19 protein-coding genes are annotated in these 24517 nt (G+C 66.0%); 8 read left to right on the top strand and 11 right to left on the bottom strand.

Annotated elements, in window-relative coordinates; translation table 11 throughout:
- Positions 1–22: 22 nt before the first annotated feature.
- Positions 23–637: a YqhA family protein gene (locus tag AC1D09_RS07320; protein ID WP_477663763.1), complete on the top strand. Its 615-nt coding sequence runs from the start codon at positions 23–25 to the stop codon at positions 635–637.
- A gap of 3 nt (positions 638–640) precedes the next feature.
- Here AC1D09_RS07320 and nhaA read toward each other — a convergent pair whose 3' ends face one another.
- Both nhaA and fumC read right to left on the bottom strand, forming a co-directional pair.
- On the bottom strand, positions 641–1843 hold the full coding sequence (gene nhaA / locus AC1D09_RS07315) for a Na+/H+ antiporter NhaA (protein WP_477663764.1): 1203 nt from the start codon (positions 1841–1843) through the stop codon (positions 641–643).
- Positions 1844–2007: 164 nt separating this feature from the next.
- Positions 2008–3399 carry a class II fumarate hydratase gene (gene fumC, locus AC1D09_RS07310; protein ID WP_477700997.1) on the bottom strand — a complete coding sequence of 464 codons (1392 nt, stop codon included), beginning with the start codon at positions 3397–3399 and terminating at the stop codon, positions 2008–2010.
- A 138-nt stretch (positions 3400–3537) separates the two neighbouring features.
- Between fumC and AC1D09_RS07305 the strand changes: the two genes are divergently transcribed.
- Complete coding sequence (locus AC1D09_RS07305; protein ID WP_477663766.1) at positions 3538–5088, top strand: fumarate hydratase; 1551 nt, start codon at positions 3538–3540, stop codon at positions 5086–5088.
- Positions 5085–5882, top strand: a complete 798-nt coding sequence (gene murI / locus AC1D09_RS07300) for a glutamate racemase (protein ID WP_477663767.1) — start codon at positions 5085–5087, stop codon at positions 5880–5882. Before AC1D09_RS07305 ends, murI begins: the two co-directional genes overlap by 4 nt.
- A 21-nt stretch (positions 5883–5903) precedes the next feature.
- Here the strand turns inward: murI and AC1D09_RS07295 are convergent, their stop codons facing one another.
- Together AC1D09_RS07295 and AC1D09_RS07290 are read right to left on the bottom strand one after the other, a co-directional pair.
- Positions 5904–6893, bottom strand: a complete 990-nt coding sequence (locus AC1D09_RS07295; RefSeq protein WP_477663768.1) for a Bug family tripartite tricarboxylate transporter substrate binding protein — start codon at positions 6891–6893, stop codon at positions 5904–5906.
- A gap of 258 nt (positions 6894–7151) precedes the next feature.
- Entirely contained in the window at positions 7152–8063 is a 912-nt protein-coding gene (locus tag AC1D09_RS07290) for a LysR substrate-binding domain-containing protein (RefSeq protein WP_477663769.1), read from the bottom strand.
- Positions 8064–8193: 130 nt separating this feature from the next.
- Here AC1D09_RS07290 and AC1D09_RS07285 point away from each other — a divergent pair, with 130 nt between their 5' ends.
- The 5 genes from AC1D09_RS07285 to AC1D09_RS07265 all read left to right on the top strand — a co-directional run bounded on the left by AC1D09_RS07285 (position 8194) and on the right by AC1D09_RS07265 (position 13838).
- Positions 8194–8784: a cysteine dioxygenase family protein gene (locus tag AC1D09_RS07285; RefSeq protein WP_477663770.1), complete on the top strand. Its 591-nt coding sequence runs from the start codon at positions 8194–8196 to the stop codon at positions 8782–8784.
- A 54-nt stretch (positions 8785–8838) separates the two neighbouring features.
- Complete coding sequence (locus AC1D09_RS07280) at positions 8839–10425, top strand: rhodanese-like domain-containing protein (protein WP_477663771.1); 1587 nt, start codon at positions 8839–8841, stop codon at positions 10423–10425.
- 65 nt (positions 10426–10490) lie between these two features.
- Positions 10491–11486, top strand: a complete 996-nt coding sequence (locus AC1D09_RS07275; protein ID WP_477663772.1) for a Bug family tripartite tricarboxylate transporter substrate binding protein — start codon at positions 10491–10493, stop codon at positions 11484–11486.
- Positions 11487–11513: 27 nt separating this feature from the next.
- Complete coding sequence (metC, locus tag AC1D09_RS07270; protein WP_477663773.1) at positions 11514–12722, top strand: cystathionine beta-lyase; 1209 nt, start codon at positions 11514–11516, stop codon at positions 12720–12722.
- A gap of 105 nt (positions 12723–12827) precedes the next feature.
- Positions 12828–13838: a YeiH family protein gene (locus tag AC1D09_RS07265; protein WP_477664551.1), complete on the top strand. Its 1011-nt coding sequence runs from the start codon at positions 12828–12830 to the stop codon at positions 13836–13838.
- Positions 13839–13853: 15 nt separating this feature from the next.
- Here the strand turns inward: AC1D09_RS07265 and oppF are convergent, their stop codons facing one another.
- The 7 genes from oppF to AC1D09_RS07230 all read right to left on the bottom strand — a co-directional run bounded on the left by oppF (position 13854) and on the right by AC1D09_RS07230 (position 24505).
- Complete coding sequence (gene oppF / locus AC1D09_RS07260; RefSeq protein ID WP_477664552.1) at positions 13854–14843, bottom strand: murein tripeptide/oligopeptide ABC transporter ATP binding protein OppF; 990 nt, start codon at positions 14841–14843, stop codon at positions 13854–13856.
- On the bottom strand, positions 14836–15840 hold the full coding sequence (locus AC1D09_RS07255; RefSeq protein ID WP_477664553.1) for an oligopeptide/dipeptide ABC transporter ATP-binding protein: 1005 nt from the start codon (positions 15838–15840) through the stop codon (positions 14836–14838). Before AC1D09_RS07255 ends, oppF begins: the two co-directional genes overlap by 8 nt.
- Positions 15841–15848: 8 nt before the next feature.
- On the bottom strand, positions 15849–16778 hold the full coding sequence (locus AC1D09_RS07250; RefSeq protein WP_477700996.1) for an ABC transporter permease subunit: 930 nt from the start codon (positions 16776–16778) through the stop codon (positions 15849–15851).
- Between the two features lie 11 nt (positions 16779–16789).
- Positions 16790–17710, bottom strand: coding sequence for an oligopeptide ABC transporter permease OppB (oppB, locus tag AC1D09_RS07245; protein WP_477664555.1), 921 nt, complete (start codon positions 17708–17710; stop codon positions 16790–16792).
- A 165-nt stretch (positions 17711–17875) separates the two neighbouring features.
- Positions 17876–19489, bottom strand: coding sequence for a peptide ABC transporter substrate-binding protein (locus AC1D09_RS07240; RefSeq protein WP_477700995.1), 1614 nt, complete (start codon positions 19487–19489; stop codon positions 17876–17878).
- Between the two features lie 341 nt (positions 19490–19830).
- The gene (locus AC1D09_RS07235) at positions 19831–21333 is read right to left on the bottom strand and encodes an efflux transporter outer membrane subunit (RefSeq protein WP_477664557.1); all 1503 of its coding nucleotides are present in this window, start codon (positions 21331–21333) and stop codon (positions 19831–19833) included.
- The gene (locus AC1D09_RS07230) at positions 21326–24505 is read right to left on the bottom strand and encodes an efflux RND transporter permease subunit (RefSeq protein WP_477664558.1); all 3180 of its coding nucleotides are present in this window, start codon (positions 24503–24505) and stop codon (positions 21326–21328) included. Before AC1D09_RS07230 ends, AC1D09_RS07235 begins: the two co-directional genes overlap by 8 nt.
- Positions 24506–24517: the final 12 nt, after the last annotated feature.

Genomic DNA, 24517 nt, shown 5'->3' with positions numbered 1-24517 from the left:
AACCCTCCCAGCTTACGCCATCATGACTGAACCTACAAAAGCCCAACCCTCTGGAGAAATCTCCCCGCTGCGCCCGCTGCCCAACCTGATTTTCGCCAGCCGCTGGCTGCAATTGCCGCTCTACCTGGGCCTGATTGCCGCACAGGCGGTGTACGTGATGCACTTCCTGGTCGAATTGTGGCACCTGATAGAAGCCGCCTTCGGCAGCCAGGCCGCCCTGCAGTCGCTGATCACCAGCATAGGCTACAAAACCGCCATACCCGTCGCGTCCCTCAACGAGACGGTCATCATGCTGGTGGTGCTGGCCCTGATCGACGTGGTCATGATCTCCAACCTGCTGATCATGGTCATAGTCGGCGGCTACGAAACCTTTGTGAGCCGCATGAACCTTGAAGGCCACCGCGACCAGCCGGAATGGCTGAGCCATGTGAACGCCTCGGTGCTCAAGGTCAAGCTGGCCACAGCCATCATCGGCATCAGTTCCATCCACCTGCTCAAGACCTTCATCAACGCCGACAACTACACCGACAAGGTCCTGATCGCGCAGACCGTGATCCACATCACCTTCCTGCTGTCGGCCATTGCGATCGCCTACACCGACAAGATCATGTCGGGCATCGCCGCGCAAAAGCACTGAGCCTCAGGCGGGCGTTTTCACCGCCTCCACGGCGCTGCTGCTGCGCAACAGCATCAGCGCGCCCAGCGCGCCGGACAGCAGCGAGCCGCAGAGCACCCCCAGCTTGAGCTGCGTTTCATAGGCGGCATCCTGGCCGGCAAAGGCCAGCGCGCCTATGAAGAGGCTCATGGTGAAACCCACGCCGCAGAGCAGGCAGACACCGAAAAACTGCCGCCAGCCGGCGCCTGCCGGCAGGCGCGCGCCGGCAAAGCGGATCAGCAGCCAGGACGCGCCGAACACACCTATCGCCTTGCCCACCAGCAGGCCCAGCGTGATGCCCATGGGCACGCTTTGCAGCAAGGTCGCCGGCGTCACGCCCTGCAGCGACACCCCGGCGTTGACAAAGGCGAACATGGGCAGCACCGCAAACGCCACCCAGGGATGCAGCGCGTGCTCGGCCGCCTTGAGCGGCGAGCCGCCCTTGCCGTCGGACAGCGGAATCGCCAGCGCGGTGACCACCCCGGCCAAGGTGGCGTGTATGCCCGATTTGTAGACAAAGAGCCAGATCACCAGCCCCACCGCGACATAAGGGCTTATCGCCATGACCTTCGCGCGGTTCAGGGCCAGCAGCACCAGCACGCCCGCGCCCGCGGCGGCCAGGGCCGACAAGGAAAGCTTGTCGGTGTAGAAGAAGGCAATGATGAGGATGGCCCCCAGGTCGTCAATGATGGCGACGGCCGTCAAAAACACCTTGAGCGAGGCCGGCACCCGGCTACCCAGCAGCACCAGAATGCCCAGCGCGAACGCGATGTCGGTGGCCGCCGGAATGGCCCAGCCGCGCAGCGCGACGGGATTGCCGGCATTGATCGCCACATAGATGAGCGCCGGCGCCACCATGCCGCCCAGCGCCGCGCCCACCGGCAACAGGGCCTGGCTGCGCGAAGCCAGTTCGCCGTCCAGCAGCTCGCGCTTGATCTCCAGCCCCACCAGGAAAAAGAACACCGCCATCCACAGGTCGTTAACCCAATGCAGCAGCGACTTGGACAGCAGCAGCGCGTCGGAGCCCAGGCGCAGCTCGCCGGGCAGCTCCACAAAACGCACATAGGCCTCGCTCCACGGCGAGTTGCTGGCGACCAGCGCCAGCACGGCCGCCAGCGCCAGCACCACGCCCGACAGCGACTGCGAGTTGATGAACTGGTTCAGTGTGCGGTGGACAAATTTGAGCATCGCCTATTGTCCCAGACACACAGACTCACGACCGTGTACTCCCCCATCAGCAGGGGCCGCGGAACTGGCTTTGCCAGGCCGCAGGCGCCGCCCCCTGCAAGGGGGGAAGGCGCTACACGAAGTGAGCGTCCGACGGGGGTGTGCCTACCTCCCCTGGACGGGGGTCAGACCATATTCCCGGGGACAACCCACTGGTCAAACTGCTCACCCGTGACAAAACCCGAGGCCAGCGCCGCGTCGCGCAGGCTACTGCCTTCCTTGTGCGCCTTCTTGGCGATGAAGGCGGCCTTGTCATAGCCGATATGGGTGTTCAGCGCCGTCACCAGCATCAGCGAGCGATCCACCAGCTCGGTGATGCGTTCGCGGTTCGGCTCTATGCCCACGGCGCAGTGGTCGTTGAAACTCACCATGCCGTCGGCCAGCAGGCGCACGCTCTGCAAAAAGTTGTGCGCCACCATGGGCCTGAACACATTGAGCTCGAAGTTGCCCGAAGCGCCGCCGAAGTTGATGGCGACGTCGTTGCCGAACACCTGGGCCGCCAGCATGGTGACGGCTTCGCTCTGCGTCGGGTTGACCTTGCCCGGCATGATGGACGAGCCGGGTTCGTTCTCGGGAATGCTGAGCTCGCCGATGCCACTGCGCGGGCCGCTGGCCAGCCAGCGCACGTCGTTGGCGATTTTCATCATGCTGGCCGCCAGGGTTTTGAGCGTGCCGTGCGCATGCACCAGGCCGTCGACCGAGGCCAGCGCCTCGAACTTGTTGGGCGCTGTGACAAAAGGCAGGCCCGTGAGCGCGGCCAGCTCGGCCGCCACCTGCACTGCGTAACCCTTGGGCGCGTTCAGGCCGGTGCCGACGGCAGTGCCGCCCAGCGCCAGTTCGCACAGGTGCGGCAAGGCGGCGCGCACATGTTTTTCGCCATGGTCCAGTTGCGCCACATAGCCCGAAAACTCCTGGCCCAGCGTGAGCGGCGTGGCGTCCTGCAAATGGGTGCGGCCAATCTTGACGATGCCGTCGAAGTCCTGGGCTTTTTTCGCCAGCGTGGCGCGCAGCTTCGCAATGGCCGGCAGCAGCTTGTGGGTCAGCGCCTCCACCGCGGCGACATGCATGGCGGTCGGGAAGACGTCATTGGAGGACTGGCTGCGGTTGACATCGTCGTTGGGGTGCACCAGCCGGCCTTCGCCGCGCTCGCCGCCCAGGATTTCGCTCGCGCGGTTGGCCAGCACCTCGTTGACGTTCATATTGGTCTGCGTGCCTGAACCGGTCTGCCAGACCACCAGCGGGAACTCGTCCGCATGCTTGCCCGCGATCACCTCGTCCGCCGCGGCCACGATGGCCTGGGTTTTTTTCTCGTCCTGCAGGCCCAGCGCATGGTTGACCCTGGCCGAGGAGCGCTTGACCTGGGCCAGCGCCTTGATGATCTCGCGCGGCTGCTGCTCACCCGAGATGTCGAAGTTCTGCAGGGAACGCTGTGTCTGCGCGCCCCAGAGTTTGTCGGACGGCACCGCGATGGGGCCGAAGGTGTCGCGCTCGGTGCGCGTGCTGCTGCTTGTCGTCATGGAATGTCCTGCGCTGTCAAAAAAGGGGAAAACTGAAGTATGACCGCAGACGAGAAGAATTCTCATCTGAGGGGTTTTGCGAAGACGGATAATTACGAGGTTTGCCCGAATTCCCCAAAACGACGACCCCACCCCATCATGACCACGATCAAGCAAGCCGACCTCATCGAATCCGTAGCCGCCGCGCTGCAGTACATCAGCTACTACCACCCCACGGACTACATCGCCCATCTGGCGCGCGCCTACGAGCGCGAGCAAAGCCCGGCGGCCAAGGACGCGATCGCGCAGATCCTGACCAACAGCAAGATGAGCGCCACCGGCCAGCGCCCCATCTGCCAGGACACCGGCATCGTCAACGTGTTCCTCAAGATCGGCATGGACGTGCGCTGGGAAGGCTTCACCGGCAGCATTGACGACGCCGTCAACGAAGGCGTGCGCCGCGGTTACAACCACCCCGACAACACGCTTCGCGCCTCGGTCGTCGCCGACCCGCAGTTCGAGCGCAAGAACACCAAGGACAACACGCCGGCCGTGATCTTCACCGAGCTGGTGCCCGGCGACAAGGTCGACGTCACCGTGGCCGCCAAGGGCGGCGGCAGCGAAAACAAAAGCAAGCTCGTGATGCTCAACCCCGGCGACTCGGTGGTCGACTGGGTGCTCAAGACCGTGCCCACCATGGGCGCCGGCTGGTGCCCGCCCGGCATGCTGGGCATAGGCATAGGCGGCACCGCCGAAAAAGCCGTGCTGATGGCCAAGGAAAGCCTGATGGACGACCTGGACATGTACGAACTGCAGGCCAAGTCGTCCTCGGGTGCCCAGCTGAGCAAGACCGAAGAGCTGCGCCTGGAGCTGTTCGAAAAAGTCAACGCGCTGGGCATAGGCGCGCAAGGACTGGGGGGCCTCACCACCGTGCTCGACATCAAGATCAAGATGTACCCCACACATGCGGCCAGCAAGCCGGTGGCCATGATCCCCAACTGCGCCGCCACGCGCCACGCCCACTTCGTGATGGACGGCAGCGGCCCGGTCTACCTGGACCCGCCTTCGCTGGACCTGTGGCCCAACGTGAACTGGGCACCCGACTACAACAAGAGCAAAAAGGTCAACCTCAACACGCTCACCAGGGAAGAAGTCGCCAGCTGGAAACCCGGCCAGACCCTGCTGCTCAACGGCAAGATGCTGACCGGCCGCGACGCCGCGCACAAGCGCATTCAGGGCATGCTGGCCAAGGGCGAAAAGCTGCCGGTCGATTTCACCAACCGTGTCATCTACTACGTCGGCCCGGTCGACCCGGTGCGCGACGAAGCCGTGGGCCCGGCCGGCCCGACCACCGCCACGCGCATGGACGGCTTCACGGAAATGATGCTGGCTGAAACCGGCCTGATCTCCATGATCGGCAAGTCCGAGCGCGGCCCGGTCGCCATCGAGGCCATCAAGAAACACAAGAGCGCCTACCTGATGGCCGTGGGCGGCGCCGCCTACCTCGTCAGCAAGGCCATCAAGACCGCCAAGGTGATCGGTTTCGCCGACCTGGGCATGGAAGCGATTTACGAATTCGACGTGGTCGACATGCCCGTGACCGTGGCGGTGGACTCGGGCGGCACCAGCGCCCACATCACCGGCCCGGCCGAATGGCAGAAAAAAATCGCCAGCGGCGAATTCAAAAACATTCCCGTCGCGGCGGCGTGAGCGAAGGACAGGCCGGCGCCGATCGGCCCGTCGGTGTTTTTGACAGCGGTGTGGGCGGCCTGAGCATCCTCAAGGCGCTGCGGGCGCAACTGCCCGCCGAGTCTTTCGTCTACCTGGCCGATGCGGGCTTTGCGCCCTATGGCGAACGCGGCGACGCTTTTGTCATAGAGCGCACGCGCGCCGTCGTGCACCAATTGCGCGACGAGCATGCAATCAAGGCGCTGGTGATCGCCTGCAACACCGCAACGGCGGCCGCCGGCCATCTTGTGCGCGCCGAGCACCCGGACCTGCCGCTGGTCGGCGTGGAGCCGGCACTCAAGCCGGCCGCCGCCTTGAGCAGGACAGGCCGCATAGGCGTGATGGCGACACACGGCACGGTGGCCAGCACCAAGCTGCGCACCCTGCACGACTCATTGAAAGGCCAGGCCGAGTTCATCCTGCAGCCCTGCGACGGGCTGGCCGATGCGATACAGAACCATGACCTTGCGCGGGTCCGCGCGCTGTGCGAGCAATACACGCGGGCGATGGGGCCCTTCGGCAGCCAGGCCGGCCAGATGGATACCCTGGTGCTGGGCTGCACGCATTACGCTTTCGCGTGGGACACGCTGCAGGCGCTGGTGGGCGCCGATGTCCGGCTGGTGGAAACCGGCGAACCTGTCGCGCGGCAGGCCCGCCGTCTGCTGCAGGCCGCCGGGCAGTTGCAGCCGGGCGATTTGCCCGGCCACACCACCTTGCTGACCACAGGCGCGCAAGAGGCGCTGCAGGCGGCCGCGCAACGCTGGCTGGGCCTGTAGTGCTGTCGCGCCGGGTGCCGCTTATTGCGGCTTGAGGCCCACGTTGCGGGCCAGGGTGCGCCAGCGCTCGGACTCCGAGCGCAGGAAGCCGCGCAACTGGTCGCGCGAGGTGCCCTTCATTTCCACGCCCAGGGCCGACATGCGCTCCACCACCTTCAAATCCGACATCGCGGACAGCAGTTCCAGGCGAAGGCGCTCGGTGACTTCCAGAGGCGTGGTTGCCGGAGCAACCAATGCCCACCACTGGGCGACGTCCATGTTTTTCAGGCCGAGTTCGGTCATCGTCGGCAGCGAGCGCAGGATGGGAACGTCGGAGCGCTTGCGGCCCGTGACGGCCAGCGCCTTGACCTTGCCCGAAGCCATCAGGCTGGAGCCGGTTGCCAGCGTGGCGAAATAGGAACCCACCTGGCCGGCAGCCAGGTCCACCATGGCCGGCGCGCCACCGCGGTAAGGCACCATGTTGAACTTGATTTTGGTTTCCTGGGAGAACAGCTCGCCGACCAGGTGGCTGATCGATCCCGTGCCGCTGTTCGCCATGGCGGGCGGTCCGCCCTTGGTGTTCGCGGAGGTTTTCAGGAAGGTCTTGAAGTCGGTGACTTCAGGGCCGGTGAACAACACCATGGGCGAGGTGCCCACCAGCGTGATCGGCGTGAAGTCGCGCAGCATGTCGTAAGGCAGGTTGGCGACCACCGCGGGTGCGTACACATGGGACAGCTCGACGATCGCCAGCGTGTAGCCATCGGGTGCCGACTTGGCGGCCTGGTCAATGCCGACGTGGCCCGCGCCGCCCGGCTTGTTGTCGACGATCACGGGCTGCTTCAAGCCGTCGCTCAGGCGCTGCGCAAGCACACGGGTGATGGCGTCAGTGCTGCCGCCGGCCGCCCAGGGAACGATGATCTTGATGGGTTTGTCGGGATAGGCGGCCCATGCGGGTGCGGCGCCAAGCGCCAGGGTGGCCGCGGAACCAGCAAGCAGCGTGCGCCGCTTGATGGGGAATTTTGAAACAGACATTAACTCTCACTCCTTGCATGTGTTCTCATACACGTCCAATGACCTCGGCCCATGCCGGGCATCACCAGCGTCCGGCAAGCGTACACCGTGGCGGTGCAAGTCCCGCATCTGTTCGCGCGATTGGCCTCTTCATGTGGCTTGCGTCCAACAATTTGTTACGGCCTCATGGTTACGAGAACCACGACCGCTATTGATTGGCGCAAGTGCTCTTGAGCAAGTAAGTAGAAAGTAGAACACCGGCAATTCGCCGGCGATGCGCTAGTCGCCCGGCATCGACCCTGCCCTGCCCGCAGGCGAGGCCGGGTCCGCCGCGCTGCGGATCAAACCGAGGTTGGCCTTGAGCATGTCGAAGACTTTGCGCGTGACCGGGTTGATGACATTCCTGCGGATGAACAGGTAATAGTCGAGGTCGGGCAGCCGCGGCAGGCCGTCGTTTTCACCGAGCACGCGCAGCTCGGGGCCCGCCGTTTCGATGCCGCGCGCGGTCACACCCAGGCCGGCGCGCAACGCGGCCTTGATGCCGATCAGGCTGGAAGCCGTGTAGTTGGGCGACCATGCGATGCCGGCCGCATCCAGCGCCTCGCGCGCCAGCCGGTGATACACGCTGGGCCCTTCCACGAGGATCAAGGGCACCGGCTTGGAGCGGTCGTGCACATAGTTGGCCGAACACAGCCACACCGTGGGCGAGGTGCGCAACACCACGCCATCCAGCCCCGGATCGTTGCGGTTGGAAATACTCATGTCGATCTCGCCGCGCTTGAGCGACTCCATCAGGAAGGGGCTGCGCCCCACATGGATGTCCAGTTGCAGCAGCGGCGATACGCGCGCCACCTGCGCCAGCAGCGTCGGCAGCAAGTTGTCGGCGACATCGTGCGGCGCGCCTATGCGCAGCACGCCCTCCAGGCTGCCCTGCTGCAGGCTGCGCAGCGCATCGTCGTTGATGGCCAGCAGGTGGCGCGCGTACTCGAGCAGCTTGTGCCCGTGCGGCGTCAGCCGCTTGCTGCGCCCCTGTTTTTCAAACAGCGGGTGGCCGATCTGGTCTTCCAGGCGCTGCATCTGCTGCGTTACCGCCGACTGCGTCTTGCCCAGCTGGACCGCGGCGCCGGCAAAGCTGTCCTGCTCGTCGATGGCGACCAGCGACCTCAGCAATTCCAGGTCAAGGGTTTTCATGCGAGGACCTCCTCGGGGCTGTCTTCATATTACGAATGCTAATGTGTTTATCTCTATTTCTGAGTTGTTTGAAAAATATGACTTGACTATATTAAGCCCTTCAAACCGGAATTTCACCCAGGAAACGCCTATGAACACCGCAAAAGCAGAGCGCAGCCAGGCCGTTGGCGCCGCCATTGAAAACATTAAACTTATTGTTGGAAGCGGCGAAGCCACCCGCCAGTCCCTGGCCAAGGTGCTGGCGGTGCTGAACCAGCTGGCCGACCGCAAGGACCTGTGGAGCGAGGCCGAGTTCAACGCTCCCGTCAGCCCCGAACTGCAGGCGCGCTACCTGATTGCCGAAGACGCCGACCAGAGCTTTGCGCTCTACCTCAACGTGATGCGCCCCGGCAAGCGCATCGTGCCGCACAACCACACCACCTGGGCCTGCATCAGCGCCGTGGAAGGCACGGAACTCAACCGCGTGTACGAACGCCAGGACGACGGCTCGGTGCCGGGCAAAGCCCAGCTCAAGGAAGTCAGCTCCGTCGTGGTCGAGCCCGGCACGGGCATCGCACTGCTGCCGGAAGACATCCACTCGGTGGAAATTCCCGCGGGCCAGGTAATACGCCACCTGCACATGTACGGCCGCGCGCTCGAGACCCTGACCTCGCGCACCAGCTACGACCTGGAAAAAGGCACCTACGAAACCATGGGCATAGGCGTGCAGACCCGCCGCTGAACGCCCAGTACGTCTGATCCCCTCGAATCTCCCGAACCCACACGCATTTACTCCATGACACGTTTTGTAGACGCGGCCACGCTCAAAGCCTGGTTGCACGACGGCGAAGAAATCGCCTTGTTCGATGTGCGCGAGCACGGCCAGTACGGCCAGTCGCATTTGTTTTACGGCATCACCCTGCCCTACAGCCGTCTCGAGCTGGATGCGCCGCGCCTGGCGCCGCGCAAAGGCGTGCGGCTGGTGGTCTATGACGACGACGGCAAGGGCGCCGCGCCCCTGGCCGCGCGCCGCCTGGCCGCGATCGGCTACAGCGATGTGCAGGTGCTGCAAGGCGGCACCGCCGGCTGGCAAGCGGCCGGCTTTGCGCTGTTCGCGGGCGTCAACGTGCCGTCCAAGACTTTCGGCGAACTGGCCGAGCAGGTCTACCACACGCCCCGGGTCAGTGCGACCGAACTGGCGGCCATGATAGAGCGCAAGGACGACGTCGTGGTGCTGGACGGGCGGCCGTTCTCGGAGTTCCGCAAGATGAACATCCCGACGGCGATCAGCTGCCCCAACGGCGAGCTGGCCCTGCGCATACGCGACCTGGTACCCAGCGAGAGCACCCACATCGTGATCAACTGCGCGGGCCGCACGCGCAGCATCATAGGTGCGCAGACGCTGATCAACCTGGGTGTGCGCAACCCCGTGTCGGCACTCGAAAACGGCACGCAGGGCTGGTACCTGGCCGACCTCAAGCTCGAGCACGGCGGCACGCGCCGCTACCCCGAATCGGTGCAACCCCAGGGGACCGCCGGCATGCGCGAGGCAGCCCAGGCGCTGGCAAAGCGCTTCAACGTACCTGTCGTCGACGCGCAGACGGTTCGCGGCTGGGCCGGTGACACGCAGCGCACGCTGTTTTTGTGCGACGTCCGCAGCCCCGAAGAATTCGCGCAGGGCAGCCTGCCCGGCGCGCAGCACACACCGGGCGGCCAGCTGATCCAGGCCACCGACCAGTATGTGGGCGTGCGCAAGGCGCGCCTGGTGCTGTTCGACACCGACGGCATGCGCGCACTCACGGTGGCAAGCTGGCTGCGCCAGCTGGGCCACGATGCCAGCGTGCTGGGCCAGGGCCTGGCCAGCGGACTGGCCCTGCCCGCCGCGGCACCCGTGGGCCTGCCCGCGCTGCCCGCCACCAGCGCGCAGGCGCTGAAAGACGGCCTGGCCGACGGCAGCGTCTGCGCCATCGACCTGCGCCCCAGCATGCAGTTCCGCCAGAAACACATCGCAGGCACGCGCTGGTCGATACGGCCGCGCCTGGCGCAGGCCCTGGCCGGTGAGCACCGCCCGGTGGTGCTGATTGCCGACGAGCCCGCCGTGGCGGCGTGCGCGGCCGTGGACCTGCAGGCACTGGGCCTGAAACCCAGCCTGCTCGAAGGCGGCCTGGACGGCTGGCGCGCCGCCAGCCTGCCGCTGCAGGCCTCTGAAAACATTCCGGCCGACAGCGACTGCATCGACTACCTGTTCTTCGTGCACGACCGGCACGACGGCAACAAGGAAGCAGCCCGCCAGTACCTGGCCTGGGAAGTCAACTTGATCGGGCAGCTCGACGCGCAGGAACTCAAGGCCTTTCATCTGCCCGAAGCCGTCGCCCACGCCTGATCCCGCCGGCCCGGCGCCCTCGCTCTTCTTTTTTCATTTTTGCATCCATCCATTCAGGAGCCCCCATGCTTGCCCAGCTGAAATTCACCGCCGCCTCACTTTGCTGCGCCCTGCTCGCCGTGCACGGCGCCGCCTCCGCGCAGCCCATGCCCCAGGTCGGCGGCTTCCCCAACCAGGCCATCAAATTCGTCTCGCCCTTCCCGGCCGGCGGCGGCAATGACGCCACCACGCGTTTTGTGACCACCCGCCTGTCCGACATCACCGGCCAGAGCGCCATCGTCGACAACCGCGGCGGCGCCGGCGGCAACATAGGCGCCAAGGCCGTGGCCGACGCCAAGCCCGACGGCTACACCGTGCTCACGGGCCAGGTTTCGCTGATGGCCGTCAACCCCACGCTCTACGCCTCGCCGGGATTCGATCCGCTGAAGAACTTCCTGCCCATCACCCAGATCAACGCCGCGCCGCTGGTGCTGGTGGTGCCCAGCAACTCGCCCCTGAAAAGCTTTGCCGACCTGGCCGCGCAAACCAAGGCCCCCGGCGGGCGCGTCACCTACGCCACGCCCGGCAACGGCACGCTCTCGCACCTGGTCGGCGTGGTGCTGGAAAAGGACAGCGGCATCGGCATGACCCACGTGCCCTACAAGGGCGCGGCGCCTGCCATCACCGACCTGCTGGGAGGCCAGGTGGACGTGCTCATCACCTCCACCGCCTCGGTATCCAGCTTCATCCAGAACGGCAAGATGCGCGCCCTGGCCGTCACCAGCCCGCGCCGCATCGGCGTGTTCACCAAGGTGCCCACCTTGGAAGAGCTGGGCTACAAAAACACCACCTTTGAAGACTGGTACGGTTTCTTCGCGCCGGCCGGAACGCCCCCTGAGCGCGTGGCCTACCTGCACGACAGCATCGTGCGCGCCCTGAAGACGCCGGAAGTCAGCAAGCTGATCACCGAGGGCGGCAGCGAAGTGGTCGGCAACACGTCGGCGGCCTTCGCCGCGCAGCTCAAGGCGGACATCGCCCGCTGGTCGCGCGTCGTCAAACTCTCGGGCGCCAAGCTAGACTGATCGCTCATCCACCAAGGCTTTCCCGACATGAACAAAAAATCGCCGCCGGCCGACTTGCCCACCAGCCCATCCGCCCTGACCCGCCTAGTCCATGCCGGCAAGCTGCCGGCCTATGAGGGCGGACGGCCGGTCAACCCGCCGGTGGTGCGCGCCAGCACCGTGCTGTTCGACAGCACGGCGCACCAGCGCGAGATGCGCCAGCGGCGCGGCGAGGAGCGCGTGTTCACCTACGGGGCCCGCGGCAACCCGACGAATTACGCGCTGGAAGACATGGTCAGCGAGCTTGAGGGCGCCTACCGCACGCGGCTTTTCCCCACGGGCCTGGCCGCCATCGCGATGACGCTGCTGGCCTACCTCAAGCCCGGCGACCATGTGCTGATGTCCGACGGCGTCTATGAGCCGGCGCGCAAGCTGGTCGAGTCCTTCCTCACGCCCTACAACATCCGCTGCACTTTTTTTGCGGCCGACGGCAGTGACGTGGAAGAAAAAATCGAGCCGGGCACGCGCATGGTGTACACCGAGTGCCCGGGCTCGCTGGTCTACGAGATGTGCGACCTGCCGCGCCTGGCCGCCATCGCCCATGCGCGGGGCGCGCTGCTGGTGGCCGACAACACCTGGGGATCCGGCTACCAGTACCGGCCGCTGGCGCTGGGCGCCGACGTGTCGGTCATGGCCGCCACCAAATACCTGTCGGGCCATTCCGACGTGATGATGGGCACCGTCGCCACCACACAAGCCGCCTGGCAGGCGCTCAACGAGCGCAGCGACGCCTTCGGCATGACGGTGAGCCCCGACGACGCCTTCCTGGTGCTGCGCGGCACGCGCAGCATGGCCGCGCGCCTGGCCGTGCACGAAAGCGGCGCCCTGAAGGTGGCGGCCTGGCTGCAGGCGCGCAGCGAAGTGGCGACCGTATTCTGCCCGGCCCTGCCAGGCCACCCGGGCCATGCCATCTGGCAGCGCGACTGCAAGGGCACCAACGGCCTGCTGTCTTTCGAGCTGCAGCGGGGCTTCGACCAGGCCGCCGCCGAGCGCCTGATCGACAGCCTGCGGCTGTTCGGCCTGGGCGCGTCCTGGGGCGGCTATGAAAGCCTGGTCACGCTGGCCAACCTGCGCAATGCCCGCAGCGTGACCGACTGGTCGGGCCACGGCCAGATCATCCGGCTGCACATCGGGCTCGAAGACTCGGCCGACCTGCTGGCCGATTTGCAGCAGGGCTTTGCCGCGCTGCAAGCCTGACTCCGGGGGGCCTCGAGCCCCCTGTTCCATGCCTTGCGCGCCTTCGAGGCGCCTCCTCCCTTCGCTTCTTCCCTTCGTTTCTTTTTCCACGAGGTTTGCACGACCATGCCCAGCGCTGCGCGTCCCTGGCTTCTTCGCACCCGCAGCCTGTGGCCTGGCCTGGCCCTGCCGCTGCTCATCATGCTGGGCGCGACCTTTCTTTCCGAGCACTACGGCGGCCCGCAGCTGCTCTACGCCCTGCTGTTCGGCCTGGCCTTTCACTTCCTCTACCAGGACGCGCGCTGCCGGCCCGGCATCGAGTTTTGCGCCAGGACGCTGCTGCGCATTGGCGTGGCCCTGCTGGGTGCGCGCATCACGCTGGCGCAAATCGGGCAGTTGGGCGTGGGGCCGCTGGCCACCGCGGTGATCGCCGTCGCCAGCGCCATCGCGCTGGGGGCCTGGCTGGCGCGGCGCCTGGGCCTGGGCACCGACTTCGGCCTGCTGTGCGGCGCGGCAGTGTCCATCTGCGGCGCATCGGCGGCCCTGGCCGTGGCAGCGGTCATGCCCAAAACGCCGGACAACGAGCGCCACACGCTGCTGACCGTGGTCGGCGTCACCGGCCTGTCGACGCTGGCCATGGTGGTCTACCCGCTGCTGGCCAGGATTTTGCGGCTGGACGACAGCGGTGCCGGCATCTTCCTGGGCGGCACCATCCATGACGTGGCGCAGGTCGTGGGCGCGGGCCTGATGATGTCGCACGAGACCGGCGACGTCGCGGTCATCGTCAAGCTGTTTCGCGTCACGCTGCTGGTGCCCGTGGTCGCCGTGCTGGCCTGGTACTGGCGCAGGCGCAGCAGCACCGGCAATGCCGGCCCGCGCACGCCGCTGCTGCCCTTCTTCCTGGTCGGCTTCATGGCGCTGGTGCTGGCCAACAGCCTGGGCGTGGTCACGCCGCGGCTCAACGAGGCGCTGGGCCAGGTTTCGCGCGTCTGCTTGGTGGTCGCCATCGCGGCGCTGGGCATCAAGACCTCTTTCGAGGAGCTGGTCAAGCTGGGCTGGCGGCCCATGGCGCTGATGCTGGTCGAGACGCTGTGGCTGGTCGCCATCTTCGCGGTCTACCTGTGCGCCCTCCGGTGAAAAGGTTCTAGGAGCCTAGGCCAGCAGGCAGGCCGCCTCCGTCTCATCGCTCAGCCGTCGCAGCGCCGGCACCTCCTCGGCGCAGCGCGCAATCGCTAGCGGGCAGCGCGTGCGGAACACACAGCCCGAAGGCGGCGCCATGGGCGAAGGCAGGTCGCCCTGCAGCAGCTGGATCACCTTTTTACGCTCCAGCACCGGGTCGGGAATCGGGATGGCCGACAGCAAGGCCTGGGTGTAGGGATGGCGCGGCGACGCGTACAGCGCCTTTTTGTGCGCCACTTCCATTTCATGCCCGAGGTACATCACCAGGATGCGGTCGCTGATGTGTTTGACGACGGCCAGGTCGTGCGCGATGAAGATCAGCGCCAGGCCCATGGATTTTTGCAGCTCCTTGAGCAGGTTGATGATCTGCGCCTGGATGGACACGTCCAGCGCCGACACCGGCTCGTCGCAGATGATGAGCTTGGGCTCCAGGATCAGGGCCCGCGCAATGCCTATGCGCTGGCACTGGCCGCCGGAGAACTCGTGCGGGTAGCGGTTGATCTGCTGCGGCATCAGGCCGACGCGGCCCATCATGGCCTTGACGCGCTGCATCACCTCGGCCTCGGGCATGGCCGGGCGATGCGTGCGCAGCGGCTCGGCAATGATTTGCGCGATGGTCATGCGCGGGTCCAGCGAGGCCAGCGGGTCCTGGAAGATCATCTGGATGTCCGCCCTGGCCGCCTGCCAAGCATCGCTGGAGGCCGTTGTCATCTCCCGGCCCATCCAGGCAATGCTGCCGGCGGTGGCCGGGATCAGGTTCAGCACCGCGCGCGCCAGCGTCGATTTGCCGCAGCCCGACTCGCCCACCACGCCCAGGGTTTCGCCGGCATGGATGTCGAAGGAAATACCGTCCACGGCCTTGAGGATGCGGGCCGGCGACCAGGGCCAGGCGCCGCCTGCCTTGATCCTGAAGTGCACCTGGAGGTCGCGCACCGACAGAATGGGTTTGGCGGCCTCACGCATGGCTGGCCTCCTTCGCCGCGAGTTCCGACACAGCCTGGACAGAGCGGTGGCAGGCCCTGAGCACGGCCGCGTCGTGTTCGGCAGGCAGCAGCGCGGGCAGCAGTTCCACGCATTGCGCGCTGGCCAGGGTACAGCGCTCGCTGAACGGGCAGCCCCTGGGCAGCTTCGCCATATTCGGCGGCGCGCCGGGGATGGCAACCAGCGTTTCGCCCTCCGCGTCCAGGCGCGGTATGGCGCCCAGCAGGCCCACGGTATAGGGATGCGAGGCGCGGTAAAAAACACTGTCGGCGCTGCCCTGCTCCATCACGCGCCCGCCGTAGAGCACCATCACCTCGTCGCAAAGGCCCGCCACCACGCCCAGGTCGTGGGTGATCATGATGATGGCGGTGCCGAAATCGCGCTGCAGCTCGCGCAGCAAGGCGATGATCTGCGCCTGCACCGTGACGTCCAGCGCGGTCGTGGGTTCGTCGGCGATCAGCACCTCGGGCTCGCACAGCAAGGCCATCGCGATCATCACGCGCTGGCGCATGCCGCCCGAAAACTCATGCGGGTACAGGGTGATGCGGCCCGCCGCATCGGGAATCTTGACAGCATCAAGCAGCTGCACCGAACGGGCGCGCGCCGCCTTGCGGTCCAGGCCCTTGTGGAACTGCAGCACCTCGGTCATCTGCCGCTCCACCGTGAGGTAAGGGTTGAGCGAGGTCATCGGGTCCTGGAAGATCATGGCCACGCGGTTGCCGCGTATCTTGTTGAGATCGGCCGGCTTCATGGCCAGCAGGTCGCGGCCCTGGTACAGGGCCTGGCCGGTGGCTTTGCCGTTGCTGGCCAGCAGGCCCATCATGGCCAGCACGCTCTGGCTTTTGCCGGAGCCGCTTTCGCCGACGATGCCCAGGGTCTGGCCCCGGTCCAGCGAAAAGTTGATGCCGTTGACGGCGTAGACCAGCCCGTCCTGGGTCTGGAACTGGACGCCGAGATTGTTGACTTCGATCAGGCTCATGATGCGGCTCAGCGTTCCTTGGGGTCCAGCGCATCGCGCAGGCCGTCCCCGATGTAGTTGAAGCAGTACAGGGTCAGCGACAGCAGGCCGGCCGGGAAAAGCAGCATCCAGGACGACACCTCCATGACGGACGCACCATCGTGGATCAGCACGCCCCAGCTTGTCATAGGCTCCTGGATGCCCAGCCCCAGGAAAGACAGCACCGACTCGACCAGGATCACGGCCGGCACGGTGACCGTGGTGTAGATCACCACGATGCCCAGCAGGTTGGGAACGATGTGCTGGAAGATGATGCGCCGCGTCGGCACGCCCAGCGCCCTCGCCGCCTCGATGAACTCGCGCGAGCGCAGCGACAGGGTCTGGCCGCGCACCACACGCGCCATGTCCATCCAGGAGAACACCGTGATGGTGATCACCACCAGGTAAAAGGCGCGCCCCAGAATGGTCACCATCAGGATGGCGATCAGCAGATAGGGCACGGCGTACATCATGTCGACGACGCGCATCATGAAGGCATCCACCTTGCCGCCAATAAAGCCCGCCGTCGCGCCCCAGACAATGCCCAGCGTGACGGCCGACAGGGTGGCCAGAAAACCCACCAGCAGCGACACGCGGCCGCCGACCAGGCTGCGCACCAGCAGGTCGCGACCCGACTCGTCGGTGCCGAAAAAATGCGCGTTCTTGAGCGTGGGCGGCAAGCTCATGGCGTCCCAGTCGGCGGCATCGAAGGCATGCGGCAGCAACCAGGGGCCGGCGATACAGCACAGCGTGATCAAGGCCAGCAGGCCCAGGCTGAACACCGCCGCCTTGTTGCGCAGAAAACGCACGCGCGCGTCGGCCCAGGGGCTGCGCCCCGCGATGTCGGCCGGCGCTGCTTGCAGCGCATTACCCAGCGCCGCGGCCAGCCGGTCCTGTTTGTTTTTGTTTCTGAACAGCATGGCGTCCCGCCTCAGTAACGGATCTTGGGATCAAGCAAGGCATAAGCCAGGTCGACCAGCAGGTTGAGCGTCACGGCGATCACGGTCACCAGCACCACCAGGCCCAGCACCAGGGTGTAGTCGCGGTTGGCGGCGCCGTTGACGATGAGCTTGCCTATGCCCGGCAGCGAGAACACCGATTCGGTCACGATGGCCGAGGTGATCGAGGAAATCGCCAGCGGGCCCATGACGGACACCACCGGCAGCAGCGCGGGCTTGAGGGCGTGGCGCAGGATGATGGTGTGCGTGGGCAAGCCCTTGGCGCGCGCGGTGCGTATGAAGTTGCTGTGCAGCACCTCGATCAGGCTGCCGCGCATGACGCGGCCTATGGTGGCCACGTTGATGAAGATCAGCAGCAGCATGGGCAGCACCATGAAGCGCGGTGAAAAGTCGTCCCAGCCGCCGGCCGGCGCGACCTTGAGCCAGACCGCGAACACCAGGATCAGCACCGGGCCGATCACAAAAGACGGGAATACATGGCCCGCGTTGCCCAGCAGCATGACCCCGTAGTCGATAGCGCTGTTCTGCCGCAAGGCGGCCATGGTACCGAGGAAGACGCCGACGAAGAGCGAGATGACGATGGCGCCCCCGCCTATCGCCGCGGAAACCGGCAGCGCCTTGGCCACCAGCTCGTTGACCGACCAGTCGGCATAACGGAAGGAGGCGCCCAGGTCGCCGTGCAGCAGGCTGTTGAGGTAATACAGGTACTGCTGCCACAACGGAAGGTCGAGGTGGTACTTGGCCTGCAGGTTGGCCAGCACCGCGGCGGACACCTTGCGCTCCTCATCGAAGGGGCCGCCGGGCGTGCCGTGCAGCAGCAGGTAGCAGACGGTGACCACGGCCAGCAAGGTCGGAAGGGTCGCCAGGACGCGCCTGAAGGCGTATGACCACATGAGGATATCTCCGGGCTAGTCAGTGTGAACGCATGAGCGCATGAAGGCCTGGGCCGGGTACAGCTTGGCCCTGAACGGCCGGCATGGCGTCAGAAAGATCTTGGAAAGCGGTGAATAGCAGGCCAGGGACAGGCAGGCGCGCGGCGGCGCCCGCCCGGCCCGCCCTCAATGCTTGATGATGTACAGGTCCTTGCCGCGGTAGCGGTCCAGCGCGTTGGTGGTCGAGTAACCGCCCACATAGGGCTTGACCAGTCGCGGCACGGTGTACTGCAGCAGCGGGATGATGGGGTAGTCTTCCATGATCATCTTCGCCGCCTGGGTCAGCAGGACCTTGCGCTTGGCCGGGTCCAATTGCTGGTTGCCTTCATCGATCAGCGCGGAGGCCTTGCGGTTGCAGCTGTTGTGGTAGTTCTGGTCGGAGTCGCACTGCACCAGGGTCAGCCAGGTGGTGGCGTCGTTGTAGTCGGCGATCCAGCCGTTGCGGGCGATCTGGTAGTCCTTGTCGGTGCGCTTCTTGATCAGCACCTTGAATTCCATGGCTTCCAGTTCAACGTCCAGGCCCAGCTTGGTCTTCCACTCGGAGGCCGCGAAGATGGCCATCTTCTTGTGGTAATCGCTGGTGTTGTAGGAGAACTTGAGTTTGGTGCCGGGCGGCAGCGCGGCTTCATTGAGCAGCTTCTTGGCTTCGGCAATGCGCTTGTCGGCGGGCCATTTGGCCCAGTCGTAGGCGGTCACGTCGGCGCCGGAAGTGCCCTTGACGATCACGCCGTAAGCCGGTGTCTGCCCGTCGGCGGTGACCCGCTGCGCCAGGATGTCGCGGTCCAGCGCCATGGACAGCGCCTTGCGCACGCGGATGTCCTTGAGGGCCGGGTCGGCGTTGTTGAGCGAGTAGTAGCGCAGGCCCAGCATGTCGGTGTTGCGGATCTCCTTGGGGTACTGCGCCTTGTACTTGTCGTAGGTGCCGGGGGGGAGCTGGTAGACCCAGTCGTTTTCGCCCGACTCATAGAGCTTGACGTCGGCATTGCCGTCCTCGACCGAGAGGTAGGTGACCTTGGTCAGCTGGACGTTCTTCGCATCCCAGTAAGCGGGGTTCTTGGCCAGGATGATCTTGCTGTTGACCTGCCAGTCCTTGAGCGAGAAGGCGCCGTTGTTCACCATGTTGGCGGGCCGGGTCCAGTCCTTGCCGAATTTTTCGATGGTGGCCTTGTGCAGGGGCGCGAGCTGGGGGTTGGACACGACCTCGGGCAGGAAGTTGACCGGGAAAGGCGTCTTGATTTCCAGGGTGTAGGGGTCGATGGCCTTGACGCCTAGCTCGGTGACGGGCTTCTTGCCTTCGATGATCTCTTTGGCATTGAGCAGGAAGACGCCGTAGGTGGAGGCGTATTTGGAAGCGGTCGCCGGGTCGACGAAGCGGCGCATGCTGTAGATGAAGTCGTCGGCGGTCACAGCGTCGCCGTTGGACCACTTGGCGTTCTTGCGCAGCTTGAAGACCCAGGTTTGCGGGTCGACCTGCTTCCAGCTTTCCGCCACGCCGGGCACGATCTTGCCGTTGTTGTCCGCGGCGCACAGGCCTTCGAACATGTCGCGGATCACGTTGTTGGCCGGCACGCCCGTCGCCAGCGCGGCGTCCAGGGTTTCGGGCTCGGAGCCGTTGTTGCGGACCAGTTCCTGGGTCTCATGCAGTTTCACGCCGGCGGGCACGTTGGCAGCGGCGGCCAGGCCGGCACAGGCCAGCAGCACGGCGCCGGCCAGGGTTTTCATCGTCCAGTTTGAGTTCATGCTTGTTTGCACTCCCGAATAAAAAACCGGCGGGCTTATGGCCCGCCGTGGTGGATGGAGCATCTCGCCTCCCATCGGAGGCTAGACGTTTGGCCTGTCGGTCGGCGCGAATATACCGCCGCCCCCGAGGCCGCTTCGTAGGGAGTAACCCTTCAGCAATTAGCATGCCGTGTCGCTTAAGAGACCTCGCAGGGCAAGGCTTGCGTGGATACATTCGGCACACTTGCTCACAAATAAAGATGGGGTGCATGGCGGCGTCGCACCGCGGCCGGGAAAACCGGCAAAAAAAAGCCCGCCCCCAGAACGGGGAGCGGGCGGCCGGGATTTAACGGCGGACGGGTTTAGCGGCTGAGCTGGGTATCGGCCTTCAGGCTCAGGGCTTCTTCAGGGGGCGGCTCCTTCCAGCCGCCACCCAGCGTCTTGTACAGCGTGACCTGGCTTTGCAGCTGAGCCAGGCGGGTCTGCACCACGGCCTGGCGCGCGGTGAACAGCGCGCGCTGGGCGTCGAGCTGGTCCAGGTAGCTGGCCACGCCGTTCTGGTAGCGCAGGTCGGCCAGCTTGAAGCGCGTGGCTTCGGCGTTGGCTTGGGCCTGCTGGGCGCGCAACTGCTCGCCCAGGGTGGCTCGGCCGGCCAGGGCATCGGCTACTTCACGGAAGGCCGTCTGGATGGATTTTTCGTACTGGGCGATGGCGATGTCGCGCCCGGCGTTGGCCGAATCCAGGCCGGCGCGGTTGCGGCCCGCGTCAAACAGCGGCAGGATCAGCTGCGGCGCCATGGTCCAGCCGTAGGAGCCGCTCTTGAAGAGGCCGTTCAGGTGCGAGCTGGCGCTGCCGGCGCTGGCCGTGAGCGAAATGCGCGGGAAAAATGCCGCGCGCGCCGCGCCTATGTCGGCGTTGGCGGACAGCAGCTGCTGCTCGGCCTGGCGCACGTCGGGGCGCCGGGTCAGCAGGTCGGAAGGCAGGCCGGCGGGCACGTCAACCATCATGGGCGCGTCGGCCAGTCCTTTGTCGGCCGGCAGGGCCACGGCCAGCTCGCCGGTGAGCGGCTGGCCTATCAGCAAGGTCAGGGCGTTCTGGTCCAGCGCGCGCTGGCGCACCTGCTGGGCCAGCGAGACGCGTGCGGCCTCGGTCAGCGACTCGGCCTGGCGGAAGTCCAGTTCGGAGCTCACGCCGTTGTCAAAACGCAGCTTGCTGAGCTTGAAGGACTCCTCGCGCGTGACCAGCGTCTGCTGCGTGATCGCCAGCAGTTCCTCGTCGGCCAGCAGGCTCAGATAGGTGTTGGCCACCGCGGCGATCAGGCTGATCTGGGTGGTCTTGCGCCCTTCTTCCGTCGCCAGGTACTGCGCCAGCGCCGACTCCTTGAGGGCGGCGACGCGGCCGAAGAAGTCCAGCTCGTAGGAGGTCATGATCAACCCGCCGGTGTAAGCGCTGGTGATGCTGCCGTTGCCGTTGGCATTGGGCTGGCGCGAACCGGTGATGCCGGCGTTGATGGTCGGGAACTGGTCGGCGCGCCGTATCCGGTACTGCGCGCGCGCCTGCTCGATGTTGAGCACGGCGATGCGCAGGTCGCGGTTGTTGCGCAGAGCCGCATCGATCAGCTTGCGCAGCTGTGGATCGCTGAAGAAGGTCTGCCACTCGATGTCGGCCGCGGCCGGCGTGTTGGCGGTGGCGGAACTACCCGTGGTGGTCTGCGCCGACCCGGCGATCCAGCCCGAGGCGGTGGGGTATTGGTCGGCCACCGGGGCGGCCGGCCGCTCGTACTTCGGGATCATGGAGCAGCCGGCGAGCAGCGCCGCCGCGCCCAGCGCCAGAAGCTGCGGGAACCTGGATGGGGATTTACTCATGGGCCTTACCTTCATTTCCTTCCTCTCCGGTGATGCCCGCCGCCTTGGCATGCTCGGAATACATCCTGTTTTGCCGTTCGCTGCCTTTGAAGAGGCCGCGCACCACCACGAAGAACACGGGAACAAAAATCACCGCCAGGGCCGTGCCGGTGACCATGCCGCCTATCACGCCGGTGCCGATGGCGCGCTGGCTCGCCGAGCCCGCGCCCGAGGCGATCACCAGCGGCACCACGCCCAGCCCGAAGGCCAGCGAGGTCATGATGATGGGACGGAAACGCAGGTGGGCCGCCGCCAGGGCGGACTCGATCACGCTGCGGCCCTGGGCCTGCAGGTCCTTGGCGAACTCGATGATCAGAATCGCGTTCTTCGCCGACAAGCCGATGATGGTGATCAGGCCGACCTGGAAGTACACGTCGTTCGCATAGCCGCGGAACAAGGTGGCCAGAAGCACGCCGATCACGCCCAGCGGCACGACCAGGATCACCGCCAGCGGGATGCTCCAGCTCTCGTACAACGCGGCCAGGCAAAGGAACACCGCCAGGATGGCGAAACCGTAGAGCAGCGTGGCCTGCGAGCCGGCGAGCTTTTCCTCGCGCGACTGGCCGGTCCATTCAAAGCCGAAGCCCTGCGGCAGCTGGGCTGCGAGTTTTTCCATCTCGGCCATGGCGGCGCCGGTGCTGTAGCCCGGCGCGGCGCTGCCGCCTATGCGCATCGCGGGATAGCCGTTGTAACGCACCGTCTGCATCGCGCCGGTGATCCAGCGCGTGGTGGCAAACGCCGACAGCGGCACGGGCTGCCCCTTGCTGTTGCTGGCGTTGAGCCTGAGCAGGTGGTCGGGCTGCATGCGCGCCGGCGCGTCGGCCTGCACCACCACGCGCTGCAGGCGGCCCTGGTTCGGGAAGTCGTTCACATAGCTCGAGCCCAGCGAAGTCGACAGCACCGAGTTGATCGAGTCGAAGGTGACGCCCAGCGCGTTGGCCTTGTCGCGGTCTATGTCGATCTGCAGCTGGGGCGCGTCTTCCAGGCCGTCGGGGCGCACCTGCGCGAGGACCGGGCTCTTGGAAGCCATGCCCAGCAACTGGTTGCGCGCATTGACCAGCGCCTGGTGGCCCGCGCCGCCGCGGTCCTGCAGGCGGAAGCTGAAACCCGAAGCCGTGCCCAGCTCCGGAATCGGCGGCGGGCTCAGCGGGTAGATGAAGGCGTCGCGCACGCCCATGAGCGCGCCAAAGGCGCGGCCCGCCACGGCGCTGGCCGAGTGCGCGTCGCCGTCGCGCTCCTTCCAGTCCTTGAGCGTCACGAAGGCAAGTGCCGCATTCTGGCCCTGGCCGGAGAAGCTGAAGCCCAGCACGCCGACCATGCTTTCGACCTCGGGCTGCTTGAGCATGAAGCCTTCGACGGTCTGCATCACCGACAGCGTGCGCTCGTAGGTGGCGCCCGGCGGCAGTTGCACGTTGACCAGCAGGTTGCCCTGGTCTTCATTGGGCAGGAAGGAGGTCGGCAGGCGCAGGTAGACCACCGCGACCGCGCCTATGATGGCCACGTAGATGATGAGGTAGCGCGCCGCGCGCTTGAGGATGCGCGCGACAACGCCTTCGTAGCTCTTGGCGGTGCGCGAGAAGCCGCGGTTGAACCAGCCGAAGAAGCCGGTCTTGGCATGGTGGTGCCCGGCCTCGACGGGCTTGAGCAGCGTGGCGCACAGCGCCGGCGTGAGCGACAGGGCCATGAAGGCCGAGAAGGCGATGGACGACACCATCACCGCCGAGAACTGGCGGTAGATATTGCCGGTCGAGCCCGCGAAGAAGGCCAGCGGCACGAACACCGAGATCAGCACCACGGTCACGCCGATGATGGCGCCCGAAATCTGCTGCATGGCCTTGCGCGTGGCCTCCAGCGGCGGCAGGCCTTCTTCGGTCATGATGCGCTCGACGTTCTCGACCACCACAATGGCATCGTCCACCACGATGCCGATGACCAGCACCATGCCGAACATGGTCAGCACGTTGATCGAAAAACCCAGCGCCAGCAAGGTGGCAAAGGTACCCAGCAGCGCGATGGGCACCACGATGGTCGGGATGATGGTGTAGCGCCAGTTCTGCAGGAACAGGAACATCACCAGGAACACCAGCGCCACGGCCTCGAACAGGGTCTCGGCCACTTGCGAGATCGAGATCTTGACGAAACGCGAGCTGTCGTAGGGGATGCTCCACTTCATGCCCTGCGGGAAATAGCGCTCCAGCTCGGTCATCTTGGCGCGCACGGCCTGGGCCGACGCCAGTGCATTGCCGCTGGGCGCGAGCTGCACACCGATACCGATGGCCTGCTTGCCGTTCAGGCGGGCCGAGGTCGCATAGGACTGGCCGCCCAGCTCGATGCGCGCGACGTCCTTCAGGCGCACCGACGAGCCGTCGGTGTTGGCGCGCAGCACGATGTTGCCGAACTGCTCGACATTGGCGAGCTGGCCGTTGACCACCACGGTGGCCGCGATGCCCTGCCCCGCCACGTTGGGCCGGTCGCCTATGCTGCCGGCGGACACCTGGGCGTTCTGCGCGCGGATCGCGGTGTTGACGTCGTTGGCCGAAAGGCTGACGCCCTGCAGCTTGGCCGGGTCCAGCCAGATGCGCATGGCGCGCTCGCTGCCGAACAGCTGGGCCTGGCCTATGCCCTTGACGCGCTGCAGCTCGGGCACGATGTTGCGCGAGGCATAGTCGCCCAGCGCAATGGGGTCATGCGCCGGGTTGTCGGACGAGAGCATGGTGAACAGCAGGAAGTTGGAGCGCGACTTGTCGACACGCACGCCTTGCTGCGTCACCGCGGCGGGCAGGCGCGGCGAGGCGCGCGAGAGCCGGTTCTGCACGTCCACCTGCGCCAGGTCGGCGTTGGTGCCGGGCTCAAAGCTCAGCGTGATGCTGCCGGTGCCGTCGGCCTGCGCGACCGATTCCATGTAAATGAGGCCGGGCGAACCGTTCATTTCGCGCTCTATCACCGACAGCACGCTGTCCTCCAGCGTCTGGGCCGAAGCGCCCGGGTAGGCGGTGCTGACGACGATGGCGGGCGGCGCCACGGGCGGGTACTGGGCGATCGGCAGCTGCGTGATCGCCACGCCGCCCACCACCAGGATGAACAGTGCGATCACCCAGGCAAAAATCGGCCGGTCAATGAAAAACTTGGCCATGTGCGGGGCTCC

It is taken from the genome of Polaromonas sp. P1_A2 (genome assembly GCF_056406895.1).
The sequence above is the reverse complement of the archived record's forward strand: the minus strand, read 5'-3'. Positions and strand labels throughout refer to the sequence as shown.